The sequence below is a fragment of the Nocardia xishanensis NBRC 101358 genome (assembly GCF_001613365.1).
Classification (GTDB): domain Bacteria; phylum Actinomycetota; class Actinomycetes; order Mycobacteriales; family Mycobacteriaceae; genus Nocardia; species Nocardia xishanensis.
Map to the genome: position 1 here is coordinate 1 of NZ_BDCF01000022.1, position 21,072 is coordinate 21,072.

At 68.1% G+C, this 21,072-nt stretch carries 19 protein-coding genes, 1 pseudogene and 1 riboswitch; of the genes and pseudogenes, 12 read left to right on the forward strand and 8 right to left on the reverse strand.

From position 1 onward, the window contains the following. Together NX1_RS36960 and NX1_RS36415 are read left to right on the forward strand one after the other, a co-directional pair. Positions 1-322 (forward strand): annotated as a pseudogene (locus NX1_RS36960) (sucrase ferredoxin); the annotation flags it as partial. 325 nt (positions 323-647) lie between these two features. Beyond that, the gene (locus tag NX1_RS36415; protein WP_157119846.1) at positions 648-1,436 is read left to right on the forward strand and encodes a hypothetical protein; all 789 of its coding nucleotides are present in this window, start codon (positions 648-650) and stop codon (positions 1,434-1,436) included. Positions 1,437-1,443: 7 nt separating this feature from the next. On the opposite strand, the gene NX1_RS18780 is transcribed toward NX1_RS36415, so the two are convergent. After that, positions 1,444-2,427 carry an SDR family NAD(P)-dependent oxidoreductase gene (locus NX1_RS18780; RefSeq protein ID WP_068060876.1) on the reverse strand — a complete coding sequence of 328 codons (984 nt, stop codon included), beginning with the start codon at positions 2,425-2,427 and terminating at the stop codon, positions 1,444-1,446. 153 nt (positions 2,428-2,580) lie between these two features. Between NX1_RS18780 and NX1_RS18785 the strand changes: the two genes are divergently transcribed. From NX1_RS18785 to NX1_RS18810, 6 genes are all read left to right on the forward strand, one after another. Continuing rightward, complete coding sequence (locus NX1_RS18785; RefSeq protein ID WP_068060880.1) at positions 2,581-3,036, forward strand: hypothetical protein; 456 nt, start codon at positions 2,581-2,583, stop codon at positions 3,034-3,036. 134 nt (positions 3,037-3,170) lie between these two features. Further along, positions 3,171-6,533: an error-prone DNA polymerase gene (locus NX1_RS18790; RefSeq protein WP_068060882.1), complete on the forward strand. Its 3,363-nt coding sequence runs from the start codon at positions 3,171-3,173 to the stop codon at positions 6,531-6,533. Positions 6,534-6,613: 80 nt separating this feature from the next. Next, the gene (locus NX1_RS18795; RefSeq protein WP_068060885.1) at positions 6,614-6,856 is read left to right on the forward strand and encodes a ribbon-helix-helix domain-containing protein; all 243 of its coding nucleotides are present in this window, start codon (positions 6,614-6,616) and stop codon (positions 6,854-6,856) included. After that, positions 6,853-7,287, forward strand: coding sequence for a type II toxin-antitoxin system VapC family toxin (locus tag NX1_RS18800; protein WP_068060888.1), 435 nt, complete (start codon positions 6,853-6,855; stop codon positions 7,285-7,287). Before NX1_RS18795 ends, NX1_RS18800 begins: the two co-directional genes overlap by 4 nt. A gap of 118 nt (positions 7,288-7,405) precedes the next feature. Further along, positions 7,406-8,371, forward strand: coding sequence for a DUF4349 domain-containing protein (locus tag NX1_RS18805; RefSeq protein WP_068061154.1), 966 nt, complete (start codon positions 7,406-7,408; stop codon positions 8,369-8,371). Continuing rightward, positions 8,325-8,558, forward strand: a complete 234-nt coding sequence (locus NX1_RS18810) for a DUF167 domain-containing protein (RefSeq protein WP_068060894.1) — start codon at positions 8,325-8,327, stop codon at positions 8,556-8,558. The genes NX1_RS18805 and NX1_RS18810 overlap by 47 nt, the downstream gene beginning before the upstream one ends. 9 nt (positions 8,559-8,567) lie before the next feature. On the opposite strand, the gene NX1_RS18815 is transcribed toward NX1_RS18810, so the two are convergent. The 3 genes from NX1_RS18815 to NX1_RS18825 form a co-directional block, all read right to left on the reverse strand. Continuing rightward, positions 8,568-9,221 (reverse strand): Uma2 family endonuclease, encoded by a 654-nt coding sequence (locus NX1_RS18815; RefSeq protein WP_068060897.1) that lies wholly within the window; start codon positions 9,219-9,221, stop codon positions 8,568-8,570. Between the two features lie 24 nt (positions 9,222-9,245). Continuing rightward, positions 9,246-9,710, reverse strand: a complete 465-nt coding sequence (locus tag NX1_RS18820) for a tRNA (cytidine(34)-2'-O)-methyltransferase (protein ID WP_068061157.1) — start codon at positions 9,708-9,710, stop codon at positions 9,246-9,248. Between the two features lie 509 nt (positions 9,711-10,219). After that, complete coding sequence (locus NX1_RS18825; RefSeq protein WP_068060900.1) at positions 10,220-11,551, reverse strand: wax ester/triacylglycerol synthase domain-containing protein; 1,332 nt, start codon at positions 11,549-11,551, stop codon at positions 10,220-10,222. A gap of 290 nt (positions 11,552-11,841) precedes the next feature. Between NX1_RS18825 and NX1_RS18830 the strand changes: the two genes are divergently transcribed. Then, complete coding sequence (locus NX1_RS18830; protein ID WP_068061160.1) at positions 11,842-12,087, forward strand: DUF3017 domain-containing protein; 246 nt, start codon at positions 11,842-11,844, stop codon at positions 12,085-12,087. 99 nt (positions 12,088-12,186) lie between these two features. On the opposite strand, the gene metX is transcribed toward NX1_RS18830, so the two are convergent. From metX to NX1_RS18845, 3 genes are all read right to left on the reverse strand, one after another. After that, positions 12,187-13,335 (reverse strand): homoserine O-acetyltransferase MetX, encoded by a 1,149-nt coding sequence (gene metX / locus NX1_RS18835; RefSeq protein WP_373864887.1) that lies wholly within the window; start codon positions 13,333-13,335, stop codon positions 12,187-12,189. Between the two features lie 2 nt (positions 13,336-13,337). Beyond that, the gene (locus NX1_RS18840; protein WP_068060905.1) at positions 13,338-14,666 is read right to left on the reverse strand and encodes a bifunctional o-acetylhomoserine/o-acetylserine sulfhydrylase; all 1,329 of its coding nucleotides are present in this window, start codon (positions 14,664-14,666) and stop codon (positions 13,338-13,340) included. An 85-nt stretch (positions 14,667-14,751) separates the two neighbouring features. Continuing rightward, a riboswitch (SAM riboswitch) is annotated at positions 14,752-14,862 on the reverse strand. 52 nt (positions 14,863-14,914) lie between these two features. Continuing rightward, positions 14,915-15,670: a TetR/AcrR family transcriptional regulator gene (locus NX1_RS18845; protein ID WP_157119849.1), complete on the reverse strand. Its 756-nt coding sequence runs from the start codon at positions 15,668-15,670 to the stop codon at positions 14,915-14,917. Between the two features lie 137 nt (positions 15,671-15,807). Here NX1_RS18845 and NX1_RS18850 point away from each other — a divergent pair, with 137 nt between their 5' ends. Both NX1_RS18850 and NX1_RS18855 read left to right on the forward strand, forming a co-directional pair. Beyond that, positions 15,808-17,301, forward strand: coding sequence for an MFS transporter (locus tag NX1_RS18850; protein ID WP_068060915.1), 1,494 nt, complete (start codon positions 15,808-15,810; stop codon positions 17,299-17,301). A gap of 361 nt (positions 17,302-17,662) precedes the next feature. Then, positions 17,663-18,880: an NADP-dependent isocitrate dehydrogenase gene (locus tag NX1_RS18855; protein ID WP_068060917.1), complete on the forward strand. Its 1,218-nt coding sequence runs from the start codon at positions 17,663-17,665 to the stop codon at positions 18,878-18,880. 184 nt (positions 18,881-19,064) lie between these two features. Here the strand turns inward: NX1_RS18855 and NX1_RS18860 are convergent, their stop codons facing one another. Next, the gene (locus NX1_RS18860; protein WP_068060920.1) at positions 19,065-19,952 is read right to left on the reverse strand and encodes an NAD(P)-dependent oxidoreductase; all 888 of its coding nucleotides are present in this window, start codon (positions 19,950-19,952) and stop codon (positions 19,065-19,067) included. Positions 19,953-20,073: 121 nt separating this feature from the next. On the opposite strand from NX1_RS18860, the gene NX1_RS18865 reads away from it, so the two are divergent. Further along, the gene (locus tag NX1_RS18865) at positions 20,074-21,066 is read left to right on the forward strand and encodes a helix-turn-helix domain-containing protein (RefSeq protein ID WP_245668570.1); all 993 of its coding nucleotides are present in this window, start codon (positions 20,074-20,076) and stop codon (positions 21,064-21,066) included. The last annotated feature ends 6 nt before the right edge of the window (positions 21,067-21,072 follow it).

Below are 21,072 nucleotides of genomic sequence, written 5' to 3' on the forward strand. Positions count from 1 at the left end.
CGCCGTGCGCCGCGGCGAGGTGGCGCTCGCCGGCCTGCGCGGCCGCAGCGGACACAAGCCCGTCGAACAGGTCGCCGAACTCGCGGTGCGTGCCGAGATCGCGGCGGGACTCGACGACCTCACAGTCCGATCCGAGAACGAAAATGCCTCGTCGGCAACCGATCCCACGTATGCGGGCGACGCGCTCGTCACCCACCGGGATGGCAGGAGCTGGCGGGTCACCGCGCGGACGGTCGCCTACGCCCCGCGTCAGGCCAGCTGCGGCGCGGCTCCGAAACCGGTCACCGCTCTCGTCGCCGACCCCATCCAGCCGCTGCCCTGATCTCCTGGGGCTGCCGCCTTCCTCGCCGCTATCTGTCGTCGCTTGCCGACGCGACACCGTTCGCGGCCCGAATATCTTGCGCGTCAACGCGCTTGCGACGCATCCAGCCCCGTACGACGCTGTCGGCGTCCCCTTCGCAACCGGTGGCCACACGTCGATTCGCAGACGTAAGTGCTTGTGCCATGGCAATTTGCGACAGTTCGGTGCCGAGTCGCTTCCCGGGTCCGTTGGTCCGCCGAGGTGCGGCTTCGGATACCGGCGCGGTCGGGTGCGGTGCGAAGCAGGTAATGTCCGGCGGAATCGCGCCGGTCGAGGGAGGGACGAGATGACGACACCGCCGTGGGGATCGCAGATGCCGGGGTACCCGCCCGGCCCACCGCACGGCGTGCCGGGATATCCGCCGCAACCCTACGGCGGGCCTCCTGCCCCGCCGCCCGGTGGATATCCCGTTCCGCCGCACGGCCATCCGGCTCCACCGCCGCACGGGCACGCGGTTCCGCTGCCCGGATGCCCTGCCCCGCCTCCGCAGGCCCCCGCGCTGCCCGGCTATCCGCCGCATGCCGCTCCACCACCTCCTGGCTACCCCGCTCCGCCGAATCTCGAATTGCCCGGCAGCACCCCTGCGGTCAAGGCGTATCTCGCCGCGGTGACGCACCACATGACCGTCGGCCGCATGCAGATCGCGCAGCACATGGTCGGTCCGCTGATGAGCATGGTCGGCGTCACCGCGGTGATCGCGACCGCGCTCAACCCGATCGATCTCGTGCTCTGCGTCGCCACCCTGGAGGAGATCTCCCCGGCCGCCGTGGACGACTTTCCGCGCCAGGTGAACGGTTTCGCCAAGAACCAGCGCAGGAGGAGCGTGTTCGGGGTGAAGGGCGGCGCGATGGGCGTGGCCGCGCTGGTGTCCGAACGCGTACATCCCGCGGCGGTGCAGGCGCTGCGTAATCGGCCGATGAGCTTCGGCTCGGTGGTGACGCCCGCGGTGGTGGATCTGGGGAACCGGCAGCTGCACATCGCCTCGAACACGCCCGCCATCGGCCTGGCGATGTGGCACGGCGTGCGCTCGCAGGCGCGGTCGTATCTGCCGGAGCCGCGCTTGGTGCTGGGGTAGTCCCTCGTCACCAGTGGGTGCCGGGGACCCAGCGCGCGGCGCGGCGCAGCACGGCGCCGGTGGCTCGGCGCGCGGTCGACGACTGCCGCGGTTCCGGTGACGTGGCAACGGGTTCCGCGTCGTCCTCGGTGTCGGTGACCTCGCCCTTGGCGGCGGGAGAGTCCGGCAGCGCGCGGTAGTAGCGGTGCAGGATACGGTCGCGGAGCTTGGGCGTCAGTAGCGCGCCGTACTCGGCGAAGGTGCCGATCGGGACATCGATGCGCTTGGGGCGCTCGGTGAGCGCGCGCACGATCGTGGCCGCCGCCCATTCGGGCGATTCCGACGGGCCCTGGTCGCCGCTCGGTGTGATCATCGGCGTGCGCACCAGCGGCATGTGGATGGTGGTGAAGGTGACGTCGTCGGCCATGGTCTCCACGGCGGCCACCTCGGTGAACTTGTCCAGCGCCGCCTTGCTGGCCAGGTACGCGGCGAATCGGGGGGTCGCGACCTGCACGCCCGCGCTGCTGATCTGGACGACGTGGCCGAACTTGCGTTCGCGCATCTGGGGCAGCAGGGCGAGCGTCATGCGTAGCGCGCCGAAGTAGTTGACCGCCATGGTGCGCTCGAAGTCGTGCAGGCGGTCGGTGGAGCGGTGGATGGCGCGGCGGATGGAGCGGCCCGCGTTGTTCACCAGCATGTCGACGTGGCCGTGCTCGTCGAGGATGGTCTTGACCGTGTGGTCGACGGAATCGGAATCGGTGACGTCGCACTGATATCCGTACGCCGAGCCGCCCGCGGCGCGGATCTCCTCGACCACGGTCGCGAGCTCGTCGCCGCGGCGGGCCAGCAGGAACACGGTGGCGCCCTTGGCGGCCACGGCCACCGCGGCGGCCCGGCCGATGCCGGAGGAGGCGCCGGTGATGAGAACGTGCCTGCCGGTCAGGTCCCGGTTGCGGCGGTTGTGTCGGATCTGCCCGCGCGCACCGGCGTCGTCGGCGGAAGCTTGGGTCATCGGGATTGCTCCTTTGTCGCGTCAACGGAGACGGCCAGGGTCGGCACGAACTTACTCTGAAGTAAGTTTACCCGCCAAGTGGCGCTCGTCACGCGCGAGGACGTGTTCGAAGGAACGTCGAATAGATCGAACATATGTGCGATACTCGTGCGCATGGCGGACGATCGGATGGCGGACATCTTTGCCGCGGTGCGGCTCGGCAGCGGAAACCCGGAAGCGGCGCGGCGTGCGCTCGGCGCGCTGTGGGCGGAATTGGGCCCGTCCGGTGATCCCTTGCAGCGCTGCGTGATCGCGCATCATCTAGCCGTCCTACAGGAAAAGGACGAGGACGCGCTGAGCTGGGATCAGCGCGCGCTCGCCGCGGTGTTCGGTCCGGGCATCCCGCTGGACGAGGGCCTGCGCTGCTTCCTGCCCTCGCTGTACCTGAATCTGGCCGACAGCCACCGCAGGCTCGGCGATTTCGACGGCGCGCGAATGCAATTGGCTATCGCTCGCGGCCACTTGCGGATCCTGGCCGACGACGCTTACGGCGAGATGATTCGCGACGGGCTCGACCGGGTGGACGCCGCGGTGGCGGCAGGCTCCACCGAACGCGTTCGCGAGGGCTGATCGTCCGGGGCGCGGACGGGCGGCGGATCGATGAGGGGTTCGCCGTCCGTCTGTTGCGACTCGGTATCCGTTGGGTATGCCCGTGCGCGTCCCTCCTTTATCGAATGTATGTTCGACGATGGAGGTGATACGTCATGGGTTGGAGCAACGGCCCCCCGACCTGGGCGGAACTGGAGCGGGTGCTCTCCGGACGACCCGGCCGGACCAGCCCCGACGCCATGTACCCGGGCGACGGCGGCGACAGCCCGGCGTGGTCGCGCAAGCGCGAGCCGTACGTGGCCGAGCCGATGCGCCCCTGCGGCGCGGCGGTGCCGTACGCGGAACTGCACGCGCACTCGGCCTACAGCTTCCTGGACGGCGCCAGTCAGCCCGAAGAGCTGGTGGAGGAGGCAGTGCGGCTGGGGCTGGAGGCGATCGCGCTCACCGATCACGACGGCTTCTACGGAACCGTGCGCTTCGCCGAGGCGGCCAAGGAATGGGGGATGGCGACGGTCTTCGGCGCGGAGCTTTCGCTGGGTCCGCCGGACGCGCGGCGGCGCGCGGCGAAAGCCGCCACGCATGCCGACGCGCCGGACTCGGCGCCGCGCACGGGCGCGCCTGACCCGGCCGGACCGCACCTGCTCGTGCTTGCCCGCGGCCAGGAGGGCTATCGGCGACTCTCCCGTGAGATCGCCGCCGCCCACCTGGCCGCAGGGGAGAAGGGCATCCTCCGCTACGACCTCGACGTCCTCACCGCGGCGGCGGGCGGGCACTGGCACATACTGACCGGCTGCCGCAAAGGTCATCTCCGCCGAGCACTCGCCGAGGACCTACGCGCGGGCGACACCCGCCTGGCGCGAGCCGAGGCCGCGCTGCGCGAACTCGCCGAACGCTTCGGCGCCGAACGGGTCGGCGTCGAACTCACCCACCACGGCGTCCCGGAGGACGACGAGCGCAACGCCCACCTGATCGACCTGGCCGACCGGCTCGGTCTTCCCGTGATCGCCACCACCGGAGCGCATTTCGCCGCTCCTGCGCAACGCCGCCGCGCCATGGCGCTGGCCGCCATCCGGGCCAGGCAGAGCCTGGACGACATCGCGGGCTGGCTGGCGCCAACCGGCGGCGCGCACCTGCGCTCTGGCGCGGAGATGGCGCGGCTGTTCGCGGCCTGCCCCGACGCGGTGGCCAATGCCGCGGCGCTGGCTCGCGAGTGCGCCTTCGACCTGCGCCTCATCGCGCCGCAGCTGCCGCCCTTCGACGTGCCGGACGGCCACGACGAGAACACTTGGCTGCGCGAACTCGCGCTCAGCGGCGCGGCCCGCCGCTACGGCTCGCCGCGGGAGAACCCGGCGGCCTACCGCCAGATCGAACACGAGCTCGAGGTGATCGAGCAGCTCGGCTTCCCCGGCTATTTCCTGGTGGTGCACGATATCGTCAGCTTCTGCGCGGACAACGACATCCTGTGCCAGGGCCGGGGTTCGGCGGCCAACTCCGCGGTCTGCTACGCCATCGGCATCACCAATGTCGATCCGGTAGCCAATCAGCTGCTGTTCGAACGCTTCCTCTCGCCGGAACGCGACGGGCCGCCCGATATCGACGTTGACATCGAATCCGATCGCCGGGAGGAGGCGATCCAGCACGTCTACGCCAAGTACGGCCGTGAGTACGCCGCCCAGGTGGCCAATGTGATCACCTATCGCGGCAAGTCCGCGGTGCGCGATGCCGCACGCGCGCTGGGCTTTTCGCCCGGACAGCAGGACGCGTGGAGCAAGCAGGTGAGCCGCTGGACGGGCGTCGGGGCCGAGACCGGCACCGATATCCCCGAGGAGGTCCTGCATTTGGCCGCCGACATCGAGGGTCTGCCGAGGCATCTCGGTATCCACTCCGGCGGCATGGTGATCTGCGACCGTCCCATCGCCGATGTGTGCCCGGTGGAGTGGGCGCGGATGGCGGGCCGCAGCGTATTGCAATGGGACAAGGACGATTGCGCCGCGGTCGGGCTGGTGAAGTTCGACATGCTCGGGCTCGGCATGCTCTCCGCGCTGCACTACATGATCGATCTGGTGCGCGAGCACAAGCGCGTCGAGGTGGAACTGCACAAGCTCGACCTGAAGGAAGCCGCCGTCTACGAAATGCTTTCGCGCGCCGACTCGGTCGGCGTCTTCCAGGTGGAGTCGCGGGCGCAGATGGCCACCTTGCCCCGGCTGAAGCCGCGTGATTTCTACGACCTGGTGGTGCAGGTCGCGCTGATCCGTCCAGGCCCGATCCAGGGCGGCTCGGTGCACCCCTACATCCGCCGCCGCAACGAGCGGGAGAAGTGGGACTACGACCATCCGGCGCTGGAGAATTCGCTCGGCCGCACCCTCGGCGTGCCGCTGTTCCAGGAACAGCTGATGCAGATGGCGGTCGACGTCGCCGGTTTCACCGCCGCCGAAGCCGATCAGCTGCGCCGCGCGATGGGTTCCAAACGTTCGCCGGAACGCATGGAACGGATCAAGGCCCGTCTTTACCAGGGCATGCGCGAGCTGCACGGCATCACCGGTGAGGTCGCCGACCGCATCTACGAGAAGCTCTACGCCTTCGCGAATTTCGGCTTCCCCGAGAGCCATTCGCAGAGTTTCGCCGCGCTGGTGTTCTACTCGGCGTGGTTCAAGCTGCACTATCCGGCCGCGTTCTGCGCCGGATTGCTGCGCGCCCAGCCGATGGGCTTCTATTCCCCGCAATCCTTGGTCGCAGACGCGCGCAGGCACGGGGTCGCGGTGCACGGCCCTGACATCAACGCCAGTCTCGCCGATGCCACCCTGGAGGCGACGGGCGACGAGGTCAGGCTCGGGCTGGCCGCGGTCCGTCATCTCGGCACGGAGGTTGCCGAGCGCATCGTCGCCGCTCGCCGCGAAAGTGGTCCGTACACTTCGTTTCTCGATCTGACCGGGCGGGTGCCGCTCACCGTCGCCCAAGCCGAATCGCTGGCGACCGCCGGTGCGCTCGGCAGTCTCGGCGTCAGCAGGCGCGAGGCGCTGTGGGCGGCGGGCGCCGCGGCGGGGGAACGCGCGGATCGGTTGCCCGGCACCGGGGCGGCGACCACAGCGCCCGCCCTGCCCGGCATGAGCGATCTGGAACTCGCCGCCGCCGACGTGTGGGCCACCGGGATATCGCCAGGCCGCTACCCGACCGAATTCCTGCGCCCCCAGCTCGACGCGCTCGGCGCCGTCCCCGCAGCCGGACTGCTCGCCGTCCCCGACGGTTCCCGCGTACTGGTCGGCGGCGCGGTCACCCACCGCCAGCGCCCCGCCACCGCCGAAGGCGTCACCTTCCTCAACCTGGAGGACGAGACCGGCATGGTGAACGTGGTCTGCTCGGTGGGTCTGTGGACCCGCCATCGCCGCTTGGCCCAGAGCGCCACCGCCCTGCTCATCCGCGGCCGGGTGCAGAACGCGGAGGGAGCGGTGAGCGTCGTAGCGGAACATCTTCAGCGATTGCATCTCCGGATCGAGGGGAAGTCACGCGACTTCCGGTGAGCGTGTCCACGTGAATCGGGCGCCGGCCAGCCGGCGCCGCACACGCTGCGGCGCATTTCGCGGGTGGTACCCTATATGGCATGATCAAGACGACCGTGTACCTCCCCGAAGATCTGGAGGTCCGGCTCGACGCCGAAGCCGCCGCGACGGGGGTGAGCAAGGCGGAACTCATTCGACGGGGGATCACCATGCTGCTCGACTCATCGGACAGGCCCAAGGATGATCGACCGCTGCCGGTCTTTCGCAGTGGTCGATCGCGTAGTGCGGACGAGATGGACGACGCGGTCTACGACCACATCAAGTCGCGGGCGGCGCGGCGGTGATCATCGTCGCCGATACTTCAGCCCTCTTCGCGGCTTTCGATCAGGACCAGGTGGAGCATGAGCAAGCGCTCCTGGTGATGGAAACCGAGACGTTGGTGATTTCGCCACTGGTCATGACCGAACTGGATCACCTCGTCCACCGCGACCTCGGATTCGAGGCGGCGATGCAGGTCACCGATGCTCTGCTGGGACGTCTGATCGACGGGCGCTACAAGCTCGCGGAGTTGAAGCACGTCGATCTTGCGGCCGCGCAGTCGATTCGCGCCAAATACGAGGGTCTCCGGCTCGACTTGGCGGACGCTGTCGGCGTCGCACTCGCCGACAAGTATCGGACGGATTGCATATTCACGTTGGACCAGCGCGACTTCCGGGCGATCGAGCCGCTGACGCCAGGCGTGGACACCTTCCGAATCCTGCCCGCGGACCTCTGACACTCCGGATCGAGGGGAAGTCACGCGACTTCCGGTGACCGGATCCACGCCCATCCGGCTCATGAACGCGGCGAACGAGTTCGGTGACCGGGTGCACCGTGACGGTTACGCTGCGAGCATGCGGAAGCTTGCTGTGCTGTGCGTCGGTCTGCTCGGGTTGGCGCTGCTCGTCGGCTGCGGCGCCGACAAGAATGCCGGGTCGGGGGGTTCGACGGCAGTGACGGCCGGGCCGGCGCCGGTGTCGCCGCCCGGGTTCAAGGAGCAGGCGCCCGCGCCGGGCGAGGGCCGCGGGCAGGACACCGGCACCGTAGACCGCAAGGAGGTCGTCACCGGAAGCATCGCGCTCACCGCGGGCGATCCGATCGCGGCCGCGGCACGGGTCGCCGAGCGGGTGCGCGAGGCGGGCGGCAGGCTGGACAGCCGCACCGAACAGCCCGGCACTGACGACATCGACCCCAGCGCCTCGCTGACCGTGCGGGTGCCCGCGGACAAGACCGACGCGTTCGTGAACGGTCTCGGCGGGATCGGCACCCTCACCAGGGTGAGCGTCAACCGCGACGACGTCACCATGCAGTGGGAGGACCTCGACGCCAGGATCAAGGCGCTGCAAGCCTCGGTCGACCGCCTGCGCGCGCTGATCACCAGCGCCGCGAGCACCGCCGACCTCATCGCCGCCGAGCAGGCGCTGTCCAGCCGCCAGGGTGAACTCGACAGCCTCACCGCGCAGAAACGTCTCCTCGACGATCAGGTCGCGCTTTCCACGCTCACCATCGAGATCACCACGACCGCAAAGGATTCCGACGAGGGACCGAGCAACTTCTGGGACGGCGTCGTCGCGGGCTGGAACTCCCTGGTCGACTGGCTGAAGGACGCGATCGTGTTCATCGGCAAGGCGATTCCCTGGCTCGGCTTCCTCGCGATCATCGGCGGCCTGGTCTTCGGCCTCGTCCGCGTCGTGCGCCGCAAGCGCCGAACCCCTTCCGCCCCCACCGGTCTCGCGCAGCCGACGACCGTGGCCGCCCAGACAGGAGCTCCCGATGCCACCGACAGTGGTCAGGGCGATCATAAAACCGAACAGCCGTAAAGGCCCGCTCGTGGAAGCCCTTCCCGACGGGACGCTCCAGCTCTACGTCCGCGCGCCCGCCGTGGAGGGCAAGGCCAACAAGGCCGCCATCGAACTGCTGGCCGACCACTACGACGTTCCCAAAACCGCCGTTCGCCTCACCGCGGGCGCCACGTCCCGGCACAAGCGCTTCGAAATCGGGGAGTGAGCGTCTCGCTCAGAACTCGAGTTCGGTCCACGGGATGCTGATCGGGAACGGGAAATCGAACTCGATACCGTCCAGGTCCTCACGGGTCCATTCACCGGTCAGCAGATAGTTGGAGGGGCGCAGCGGGCGAATTCCTTCGGGAAGCTGTCCGTATCCGGTTTCGAGTCCGTAGACCCGGACGGTGGCTATGGCGCTGTCGTCGCGGGCGAGTGTGATCTCCCAGTACCAGGGGATGCCGCCGCTCGCGTAGCGCGCTTTCTTGGCCTCGATGTCGGATTGAGCATTGCCCGGGGACAGCACTTCACCGACCAGCAGGACATCACCGGCGCGAACATCCTGGTAGGGCCGTTCCAGGCAGCGATGGACCAGGAAGTCGGGTGTCACGAAGTCGGACTTGCCGGTCCTGCCGAAGAAGACGTTGGTCTCGAGGTTCGCGCGCAAGCAATGCTCGGTATTCGACGACATGTATTTGCGTGCGCAGCGTTCGAGTGCTGCCCACATTCGGCCGGTGAATATCTGGTGTTCGCCGGGGCCGCGACGCAGCCAGACCACCCGCCCGTTCCACAGCTCGATCTGCGACGCGATCTCGGCAGGTAGCTTCTCCAGCTCCTCCCACGTCAGGTGGGTCGGGAGATTCGGCTGCTTGCGGTCCGGCTCGGTCATGCGTAAATGGTAGCCGCGCCGCGCTCAGGTCCCCCCGGAAAAGCCCAGTTGACGCCACGCTTCATAGACGGTGACGGCGGCGGCGTTGGACAGGTTCATCGAGCGGCGGCCCGGCAGCATCGGGATGCGCAGGTGTGCGGTGACGTGCGGGTCGTCCAGGACGTGATCGGGGAGGCCGGTGGGCTCGGTGCCGAAGAGCAGGACGTCGCCGGGCTGGTAGGCGACATCGGTGTACCGGGTCGTCGCCTTGGTGGTGAAGGCATAGACGCGCTCCGGGCGCAACGCCTCCCACGCCGCTGGCAGACTCTGGTGCACGGTCACCGAGGCCAGATCGTGGTAGTCCAGTCCGGCGCGGCGCAGCTTGGATTCCGAGAGATCGAAGCCGAGCGGCTCGATCAGATGCAGCTCGCAACCGGTCCCGGCGACCAGACGGATCGCGTTGCCGGTGTTCGGTGGAATGCACGGCTCGTGAAACATCAGGCGGAACACGGAATCAGTCAATCAGGCGCCGTCACCGCCCGGCCGCCGGGTCCACCGATGCGCCCTCGATCGAGGTTGCCTCCTCGGATTCCGCCACTGCCCCGCGGGTGTAGGTGTGATCGAGGCATATTTCCACAACCGCGGAAGAGGTGGGGATTGTGTGCGGACGGGCCTGGATGACTCGCATATCGACGGCGGTTTCCTGAAATTGCCGACTATTGTTTTCGCATCGGTCTCGCTGCCGTCTATCCATGTCCGGTATACGCGGTATGCGCCGCCGGGTCGGAACTTTCTGGAGCGAGTCGGCGAACAGCGATGGGTAGACTGCTCCGGCGGTAACGACAAAAATCGCCTAGCAGGCGGTGATGCATGACGTGACGTTCACCGAAACAGGTAGTCGTCCGACGCGCTCGCTCACTTCTTGGAAATGGGTCCGGGCATCGAATATCTGGGAACTCCGTAAAATCATCGGGTCGGTGGTGGGCGGGCGGCGGTAGATATTGCCTGGCGCAGGGCCGCTATACGTCTCGCCTGGTAAATGCCGCGGCGTCGAGACCGATCTTCTCGAAAGCGCGATCGATACTCTGGATGACGGCATTCGAGTGCGGGATTCGGGTGTCGTCGGTGTTGAGCGCGATGTGTATCTGATCGCGAGATCGCATCAGCCCGAACACGAAGGCCGCTCCGATGCAGGGTGCGACGGCGTACGCGGACCGCACCGGAACCGATCCGACGTCCATACTCGGAGGTGCGGCCAGATTGGTCGCGGCCACCGCGTTGCGCGCCGATCGCCCGTGCGCACATCTCGCGCGTAATCGGCCGGGCCAGACGCGGGGGCCGAAATCGAGGGCCTGGGCCCCGCTCGTAGCTATCTCGCGCGCCAAGGTCGCGTCGATGCTGATGGACGCGACGTTGTCGAGCGCAGGGCGTGCGGTGTCGACCGGCACGGACGCCACGTGGACCAGGTTTCGTCCGCCACGCTCGCGGACGCTTGATCTCCGCAGGTCCACCGGCATGCCGACATGCGTCACGCCGCGTGCCGCGCCGGTGACGGCGACCGCGTAGCTCGCCCAGATGTCGGCGCTCAGCGCCAAGTAGAGGTCGTTCACCCCGCCGCCGTGGCGGTGCGCCAGCTCTTGGAAGCGCGAAGCGTCGACGTCGACGAGGTAGGACCTGCGCGAGCGAGTGGTCGGAGTCGGTGCGCGAAAGTCCTGCCACGCCCGCACGGCCCGGCGCGCTCGCTCCCGAATTCCGGGTTCGCCGCCCCGGCGCGAAGTCCGGGCGCACGTCGCCGCAGGTGCTTCCATGAGCGAACCAGCCGGGGCTCCGGCGGGAGAAGGAAGGTCTCGATGTTCGATGCTAGCGCCGCACTCGCTCCCGGCGCCGGCCGACAACGCGAGGGTCCAGAGTGCGCCCATGGTCGCGCCGTCCGCCAAAGCATGGTGCATTTTGATCACACACATGGGCGGCATATCCGCCCCGCACAAAAGGGTGAAAGACCACGGAGGCCTACCGTCCGGCCATGCCGCACTCTGGATGGCGTCGACGATGCGCATCATGGTCGACGAATCGGATCCGTTCGGTAGTTCACGTCGCGTCACATGGTGCCTGATATCGAAATCATCCGTCGTGATCCAGGTCGGCACGGTCAGATCGAGCGCTGTCGGCTTGATTCGCTGACGCAGCCTTTCGGTGATCGAGCTGACGACGGCCAGTTTTCCGATCAGGTGCTCGAAATCGGGTTCACGCTCGAGCTCCAGTAGGCACACCATCGAGGTGTTCCCGTTGATGTACTTTTCCATGAAATAGAACTCGGCATCGACGGTGCCGAAATCAGTCTTGGTCGACAAATTATCCTCCCCCGGATCGAAGCGTGCCTCAGCGGCATCGAAGATCGCTTCTCGCGCCATGAATACTGGCACAGCAAAAGCGGGACGAGTAAGCCAGCGAAAGGACTGTGTCGTACATCACTTCGGCGGCCTCGTTCGATGATGCGGTCGCGGGGCGGTGGCTGTGTTTCGGAGCCGGTGTGGGTGGCGCGGGCAAGTCTGCAAGAATCGGTGCCGTGACCGATGTCGACACGTCCGGACGACACGCAGGCGGTAGCCGTGCCGCGCAGTTCCTGCGCTGTCACCTGCCGATGGTGGCCGTGATGCTGGTCGTTCTGGTCGCGGTGGTGTTCGTGGCCTCGGATCGCTGGCGCCGTGGCGCGCTGTTCTTCGGCGGTGCGACGCTGCTGGCCGCGACCTTCCGGCTGTGCCTGCCTTCCACGCGGGTGGGCCTGCTCGCCGTGCGCAGCAAGCCGTTCGACGTCGGCGCGCTGAGCCTGCTCGGCTCCTCGATCGTCTTCCTGGCCGCGACCATCAACACCCTCGGCGTCGGCTGATCCCACAGGGCATTACAGCCCCACCGCCCATGTGCGGCGTGTGTGGGACCGAACAGCGCGCGCGAAATCGTTGCGTCCCAGCTTGTCTCGCGGGCCGGTCTACCGGTTCTCGCGCGCCAGGCGCATGGTCTCGATGAGCAGCTTGGAAACGGCCGCGGCCTCGGTCAGGAATCCGTCGTGGCCGTCGCGAGAATGCACTACTTCCAGTCGATCGCAACCGGGTAGCGCGTCGGCCAGTTCCTGCTGGGTGCGCAGCGGGTAGAGGCGGTCGGAGTCGACGCCGCCCACCACGCATGGCACCGGTGTCGCGGCGAGCGCCGCTTCGATTCCGCCGCGTCCGCGACCGACGTCGTGCCGGTTCATCGCCTCGGTGAGCAGCACGTAGGTGGCGGGATCGAAACGCTTACAGAGCTTTTCGGCCTGGTGGTCCAGATAGCTCTGCACCGCGTAGCGGCCGCCGCTCCACGGGTCCTCCGAGCCCTGCGCCCGGTTCTCGAAGCGGTGGTCGAGTTCGCCCTCGGTGCGGTAGGTCAGGTGCGCGATGCGGCGGGCGATGCCCATGCCGGTCATCGGCGCGCGGCCGGTGTCGTGGTAGTCGCCGCCCCGCCAGTCCGGATCGGCCTTGATGGCCGCGATCTGGATGGTCTGGGTGCCGATCTGGTCGGCGGTGGCGCGGGCGCCGACGGCGAGCACCAGCGCCGCGGTCACCCGCTCGGGCGCGCCGATCATCCATTCCAGCACCCGCATGCCGCCCATCGAACCGCCGACCACCGCGGCCAGCCGCTCGATGCCGAGCAGATCCAGCAGCGCGGCCTCGGCGGTCACCTGATCGCGGATGGAGATCTCCGGGAAACGCGAGCCCCACGGCCTGCCGTCGGGCGCGGTCGAGGACGGGCCGGTGCTGCCTTTACAGCCGCCGAGCACGTTGGTCGCGATGACACACCATTCGTCGGTGTCCACCGGCGCGCCGGGCCCGACCATGCCCTCCCACCAGCCGGGCTGCGAGTGCACGTCGTCGGGGGTGCCGACGACGTGCGAGTCACCGGTCAGAGCGTGCTCGACGAGCACCACATTGTCCAGGGCGGGGGAGAGTTCGCCCCACCGCTGCACCGCGAGGTGCACGTCCGGGATCACCGCGCCGCTTTCCAGCCGCACGTCCCCGATGGCGATCACGCCCGGCCTGCCGTCCGGCGGCGGCAGCAGGCCGCCCCCGGACACCGGGCGGGCGGGGCTCCGATCGGTACTCACGGTCACGTCGTCGCCGCCGTGAATCCGGCGCGCAGATCGGCGAGGATGTCGTCGATTCCCTCGATACCGACGGCGAGACGAATCAGTCCAGGGGTGACGCCGGAGGCCAGTTGCTGCTCGGGCGTCAGCTGAGAGTGCGTGGTCGATGCCGGGTGGATCACGAGGGAACGCACATCCCCGATGTTGGCCACGTGGCTGTGCAGGACCAATGCGTCCACGAACTTCTTGCCCGCGTCGACGCCGCCGCGCAGCTCGAAGGAGACGATCGCGCCGGTACCCTTCGGCGCCAGCCGCTTGGCCCGTTCGTGCCATGGCGAGTCGGGCAGCCCGGCGTAGAAGACCGATTCGACGGCGGGGTGCTCCGCCAGGAATTCGGCGACCGCTCGCGCGTTGGCGACGTGGCGTTCGACGCGCAGGCTCAGCGTCTCGATGCCCTGCGCGATGAGGAAGGCGTTGAACGGCGAGACCGCCGCGCCCAGATCGCGCAGCAGTTGCACGCGGGCCTTCAGTGCGTAGGCGGGAGCGCCGAGATCGGCGAAGACCGCGCCGTGGTAGCTGGGGTCCGGGGTGGTGAAGCCGGGGAAGCGGGACTCGCCCTTGTCGTCGCGAACGGTCCAGTCGAAGGCGCCGCCGTCCACGATGACGCCAGCGACGGCCGTGCCGTGCCCGCCCAGGTACTTGGTCGCCGAGTGCACCACGATGTCGGCGCCGTGCGAGAGCGGCTGGATCAGGTACGGGGTCGCGACCGTGTTGTCCACGATGAGCGGGATACCGGCGGCGTGCGCGACCTCGGCGATGCCGGGGATGTCGAACACGGCGCTGCTCGGGTTGGCGATGGTCTCGCCGAAGAACGCCTTGGTGTTGGGCCGGATGGCGGCGCGCCACTGGTCGAGATCGTCCGGGTCGTCGACGAACGAGACCTCGATCCCGAGCTTGGGCAGCGAGTAGCGGAAGAGGTTGTAGGTGCCGCCGTAGAGGTGCGGGCTCGACACGATGTGGTCGCCCGCGGCGGCCAGGTTCAGGATCGCGTAGGTCTCGGCGGCCTGCCCCGAGGACAGCAGCAGCGCCGCGACGCCGCCTTCCAGGGCGGCGATGCGCTGCTCGACCACGTCCTGGGTCGGGTTCATGATCCGGGTGTAGATGTTGCCCGGTTCGGCGAGCCCGAACAGCGCGGCCGCGTGATCGGTGTCGCGGAAGGCGTAGGAGGTGGTCTGGTAGATCGGCAACGCGCGGGCGCCGGTGCTCTGATCGGGCGCTTGGCCCGCATGGATCTGCTTGGTCTCGAAGGACCACAGGGCAGGATCGAAATCGGCCGCGACAGGGTCGGTCATGTCATGCTCCACAAAGGTTATTCGCCGGAACCAACGGATCAGGGATGCGGTCTATCCACAACAACACATTTCCGGGAACCTCCTGACAGCGCGCTTGCCCTCGACTTTCGAGGGCCCGGTCATCACCCGGAGCACCCCACCGCTGCTGGAGGGTTGCCGGCCAGCGAGCCGGGGCTTGGCGCTGGCACTCATGACCTGACGGACATGGTAGCTGGCGGGCGGTCAATGACCGAAATCCGTTGCCGATCTCACTCCGGTGATTCGGCAGGCGGTTCGGTGCAGACCCGCATGAACTCCGCGTACGCGTCGAGCAGGGTCGCCCGCGTCGCGCGTCCCGCGGCGGCCGGATCGCCGTCCATGATCAGTTCGTTGTGCGCGTCCATCGCCAGATGACACAGCATCTGCCAGGTAGAGACGAGCAGCCGGACGGGAAGCGCCCCCTGCGTGGTGCCGAGGCGCTCGGCAAGCACCGCGGTGATGGCGTCGGATTTGTTGTCGGCGAACTCCAGCGCGCGGCTGTTGACCGAAGGACAGTCGCGCGCGATCCGCTGCATCTGCTGAAACCTGCGGAACGACGCCGGCGAGTTCTCGGCTGCCGCGTCATCGATCACCCGCAGATAGGCATTGCACAGCGCGCGCAGCTCGTTGCCGCCGCACGGCTCTTCTCGCAACTTGTCGGCAACCATTTCGCCGAAATCGAGGACGGGCGCGAGGACGATGTCCTCCTTCGTCTCGAAGTAGCGGTTCACGGTGCGCGGCGAGACATCGGCCGCGTTCGCGATCTGCTCGACCGTCGTCGCATCGAAGCCCTGGGCGTCGCAGAGCTCGAGAGCGATGTCGGTGATCCGCATCCTCGTCTGCTGCTTCTTGCGTTCGCGCAGGCCGATCGGCCGTTGTCGCACCGGGGTTTCGGCGCAGCCACGATTCGCAGGCGCGGCATCGTCCCCGGTCACGGCCGCATTGCGGGCCGTGTCCTGGCTCGCCGGCGTCGATGATTCGAGCATCTCCACACTGTAACCCAGGTCCCATCTCTGCTGTCAGATACAGGCAAATGTCTGACTACGACATTTTTCTATTGACGCCAAATGTCGGGCAATGACAGGATTGCGCCACGCCACTTCGGGACGATTGAGGAGACAAAGTGAGCGAGACTTCGACAGCCGTGCACGTGCCGGACGGCCGGCGCGACTCGGCACGCTGGCTGGCATTGGGGGTGATCGGTCTAGCCCAGCTGATGGTGGTCCTCGACGCGACCATCGTGACGATCGCGCTGCCGTTCGCGCAGCGCGACCTGGGCATCAGCGAGGGCGACAAACAGTGGGCCCTCACCGCGTACACGCTGATCTTCGGCGGTCTGCTGCTGCTCGGCGGCCGGCTGGCCGACTATCTCGGCCGCCGCCGGATCTTCCTGGTCGGCCTGATCGGCTTCGCGGGTGCGTCGGCGCTCGCGGGTCTGGCGCAGAACGGCGTCCAGTTCTTCGCCGGCCGCGGATTGCAAGGCGCGTTCGCCGCGCTGCTCGCACCCGCCGCGCTCGCGCTGGTTTCGGTGACGTTCACCGAAGCGAAGGAGCGGGCCCGCGCCTTCGCGGTGTTCGCGGGCATCTCGGCGGGTGGCGCGGCCATCGGGCTGATCGCGGGCGGCGCGCTCACCGAATACGCGTCCTGGCGGTGGACCCTGCTGGTCAACACCCCGATCGCGATCGTCGCGCTGGTCGGCGCGCTCGCGTTCGTGATCAAGGACGTGCCCGTTGCGCGGACCGGCGGCTACGACGTGCCCGGCGCCGTCACGGTGACGGCAGGCCTGATCGCCATCGTTTACGGCTTCAGCCGCGCCGCCGAGCACGGCTGGACCTCTGGCGGCACCCTCGGGCTGCTCGCCGCCGGACTCGCCCTGCTGATCGCGTTCGTCGCGATCGAGCGTCGTTCGTCGAATCCGCTGTTGCCGCTGCGCATTCCGGGTGAGACCAACCGCGGCGGCGCGCTGCTCGCCGCGCTGCTCATCCCCATCGCGATGTTCGCGATGTTCCTGTTCCTGAGCTTCTACTTCCAGGTCACGCTCGGCTACTCGCCGCTGAAGGCCGGTGTCGCGTTCCTGCCCTTCCCCGCTGGCATCGCGATCTCCGCGGGCGTCACCAGCGCGCTGCTGCCGAAGGTCGGACCGCGTCCGCTGATGGTGGCGGGCGCCGCGATGGGCGTGCTCGGCCTGCTCTGGCTCGCGCAGCTGAGCTACGGCGACAGCTACGCGGCCGGCGTGCTGCCCGCTCAGCTGCTGATCGCGCTCGGCATGGGACCGCTGTTCGTCGGGATGCAGGCGGTCGCGCTGCATCGGGTGGACGAGGCCGATGCCGGCGTCGCCAGCGCGTTGCTCAACGCGGCCCAGCAGGTCGGCGGCGCGGTGGGCACCGCGCTGCTCACCACGATCTCGGTTCAGGCGGCGAAGGACTACTTCGCCGACAACCCGACGGCAAGCGACCTCGCTGCCCGCGCCGCCATTCACAGTTACGACGTCGCGTTCTACGTCGGCGCGGGCTTCTTCCTCGCGGCGATCCCGGTGATCGCGTCGATGATCAAGGCTGGACCGGAGAACTTCGCCGAGGACGCGGAGGAAGGCGCTCGGATCCCGATCGCGGTCTGATTCGGACCGGGTATAGCCCGCGCATCGGATCCTCGGAGATCCGGTGCGCGGGCTGTGTCGCGTCCGGCGGCCATCCGGTTCCCGCCCAGGTCGGAGCGATCGATCGCCCCGGGATGACATCATGGAGAAAGTGGTTGGGGTCACATGGGTCTACTCGCCGGTAACTCGGCGCGTCGTCCGCACAGTGGGCCCTCCCCGCACGGTGAGATCGTCGGCAGCAGTACGCTTGTCTTGCTTGCACCACACGTCCCGCAAACAACGCGGTACATATACGTTGTCTGTTGAACAGCTGGGGTCCGCTCACAAGCGTGTTCGCCTGGCCGTGCAATAAGGGCACCATCCTAGGAGGACACGAAGATCCATGTCCAAGATCAAGGTTGAAGGCACCGTCGTCGAACTCGACGGTGATGAGATGACCCGGATCATCTGGCAGTTCATCAAGGACAAGCTGATCCACCCGTACCTCGATGTGAACCTCGAGTACTACGACCTGGGCATCGAATACCGGGACAAGACAGACGACCAGGTCACCATCGACGCGGCCAACGCGATCAAGCAGCACGGCGTCGGCGTGAAGTGCGCCACCATCACGCCGGACGAGGCCAGGGTCGAGGAGTTCGGCCTCAAGAAGATGTGGCGCTCGCCCAACGGCACCATCCGCAACATCCTCGGCGGCACCATCTTCCGCGCGCCGATCATCATCTCGAACGTTCCGCGACTGGTTCCCGGCTGGACCAAGCCGATCATCATCGGCCGCCACGCCTTCGGCGACCAGTACCGCGCCACCGACTTCAAGGTCTTCCAGGGCGGCACCGTCACCCTCACCTTCACCCCGGACGACGGCAGCGAGCCGATCGTGCACGAGGTCGTGAAGATGCCGGAGGACGGCGGCGTCGTCATGGGCATGTACAACTTCAAGAAGTCCATCGAGGATTTCGCGCGGGCGTCGTTCAACTACGGCCTGCAGCAGAACTACCCGGTGTACATGTCGACGAAGAACACCATCCTGAAGGCCTACGACGGCATGTTCAAGGACACCTTCCAGGAGATCTTCGACACCGAGTTCAAGAGCCAGTTCGACGCGGCGGGCCTGACCTACGAGCACCGTCTCATCGACGACATGGTCGCCTCCTCCATGAAGTGGGAGGGCGGCTACGTCTGGGCCTGCAAGAACTACGACGGCGACGTGCAGTCCGACACCGTGGCCCAGGGCTTCGGTTCGCTGGGTCTGATGACCTCGGTGCTGCTCACCCCGGACGGCAAGACCTGTGAGGCCGAGGCCGCGCACGGCACCGTCACCCGGCACTACCGCCAGCACCAGCAGGGCAAGCCGACCTCGACCAACCCGATCGCGTCGATCTTCGCCTGGACCCGCGGCCTCGAGCACCGCGGCAAGCTGGACAACACCCCCGAGGTGATCGGCTTCGCGCAGACCCTCGAGGACGTCGTCATCAAGACCGTCGAGGGCGGTCAGATGACCAAGGATTTGGCGCTGCTCGTCGGCGGCGACCAGGGTTACCTGACCACCGAGGAGTTCCTCGGCGCGCTCGACGCGAATCTGGCTCGCGCGCTGCGCTGAGTCCGTACCGGGGGCCGGCCGCGATCCGTCCGACCCCGACCGGCGCTGGGACATCCCAGCGCCGGAGGTTGAACCGGGCACCCGCCCACCTCGCGGTGGAACGGGTGCCCGACGTGTATCCGGAACATCCGCCGCGGAACTCGATGCCGCCGGCACGGGAGGGCGCAGGCGTAGCGCCGTGTGCTCAGCTCTCGGCAGGCGCCGGCGCTTCGATCAGTCCGGCGAATGCCCTGGTGAAGCTGGCGGTACCGTGCCCGCGTTCGACCTCGGCGTCGAACAGCCGCTGCAACGGATCGAGCAGATCCGTTGGCACGCCCTGGTTTCGGCTGGTGGCGCGGATGTCGGCGAGCCCGGTCGCGTTGACCGCGAGGTCCGAGAAGTTCACCGGAAACTCCCGCGAGTCGATCTCGGCGGCCAGCGTCGGCAGCATGTCGAGCAGTGAGCGCAACCAGGGCGCAAGGAACGCGTCGGTGAATTCGACCGCGGAGACCTGCTCGGTGTGCACCATCGCCGTCGCCTGGAAGAACCCGCCGAACAGCCCGTACATCCCGGCGAGCACCGCCATGTCGTGCAGCGCCGCCGAGCCCGCGTCGGCTCCCACGTACTTCGTCGCGCCCAGTTCCCTTATCACTTCGGCGAATTCGGCCTCGGCCTCGGCAGTTCCGCTGTAGACGAGCAGCGTCTCGGGTGTGCCAACCGTTTGCGGGACACCGAAGACGCCGCCGTCCATGAAGCGCGCGCCGTGCTCGGCGAGCCGGTCGGCCAGCTCTCGCGCGGTGTCGGGCCTGCCGGTGGCGACGTTCAATACCGTGCGTCCGTTCAGCGCCGCGCCAAGCGGGACCAGTTGCTTCCCCGCCGCCGCGGTGTCGGCGAGCACGGTGACGATCAGTTCGCCCGCCGCGACCGCGTCCGCGACACTGTCCGCGCGCCGTGCGCCCAGTTCGTCCAGGTGAATCGCCCTGTCCGGGGTGCGATTCCACACCGTGGTCGGGTGTCCGTTGCGCAGGAAGACCTCGGCGATCGCCGCGCCCATCCGTCCGAGACCAAGCACGGTGACCGATGCCTTGCTCATGATTCCTCCGTCGTGTCGTTCTGTCGGGTGGGCGCCCGCCGACCAGTCTCCGCGCCAGGGCCGCCGACCGGTGAGTGGCAGAACTGACGCCGATCGAACTATTCCTGCCATACTCGGTCGCGTGAGTCGAACCGTCGCCATGGCCATCGCCCCCGGCGCGCTGCACCCGTGGGATCTGTACGAATTGGGCGTCGTCGCCTCGATTTTCGGCACGCCGCAGCCGGATCTGGCCGACCCCTGGTACGAGCTGAAGGTGTGCTCGGTGGACGCGCGGCCGCAGACCCAGCCGATCGGCTTCGGCGCCTTCCTGCGCGCGGAGCACGGCCTCGACGATCTGCTCACCGCCGACACGGTGATAGTTCCCTCGGTGGCCGCCGAGTGCGTCACGGCCGAACGCGAACTGCCACCGGAACTGCTCGACGCGCTGGCGGCCGCGCATCGCGGGGGCGCGCGCATGGTCGGGCTCTGCGACGGCACCTTCGCGCTGGCTGCGGCGGGCCTGGTCGAGGGGCGGCGCGTGGCCGCGCACTGGGTGCACGCGGAAATGCTGGCGAAGCGCTTCCCCGGCATCGAGGTCGACGACTCGGTGCTCTACGTCGACGACGGCGACGTGCTCACCAGCGCGGGCATGACCGCGGCGGTCGACCTGTGCCTGCATCTGGTGCGGCGCGATCTGGGCGCCGCGGTGGCCAATCAGCTGGCGCGCCGCATGGTCATCCCGCCGCATCGGTCCGGCGGTCAGGCGCAGTACGTCGACCGGACGGTGCCCGCGCACCCGGCGGACGACCTCGGCGTGGTGCTCCAGTGGGCTGTCGAGCACCTCGACGAGCCGCTGACCGTTGAGACATTGGCGGCCAAAGCCAACATGAGTCCCCGCACCTTCCATCGCCGCCTGCACCGCTCCACCGGAGCCACCCCGATGCAGTGGCTGCTCAATCAGCGCCTCGCGCACGCTCAATCGCTGCTGGAGACCACCGACTTCAATATCGAGCGGATCAGCCGACTGTCCGGCCTCGGGACCGCGACCAACCTGCGCAGGCATTTCGCGTCCGTGATCGGCGTGACGCCCGCCGAGTACCGGCGAACCTTCGCGCGCCCGGAGCCGATCGGCTGAACCGTC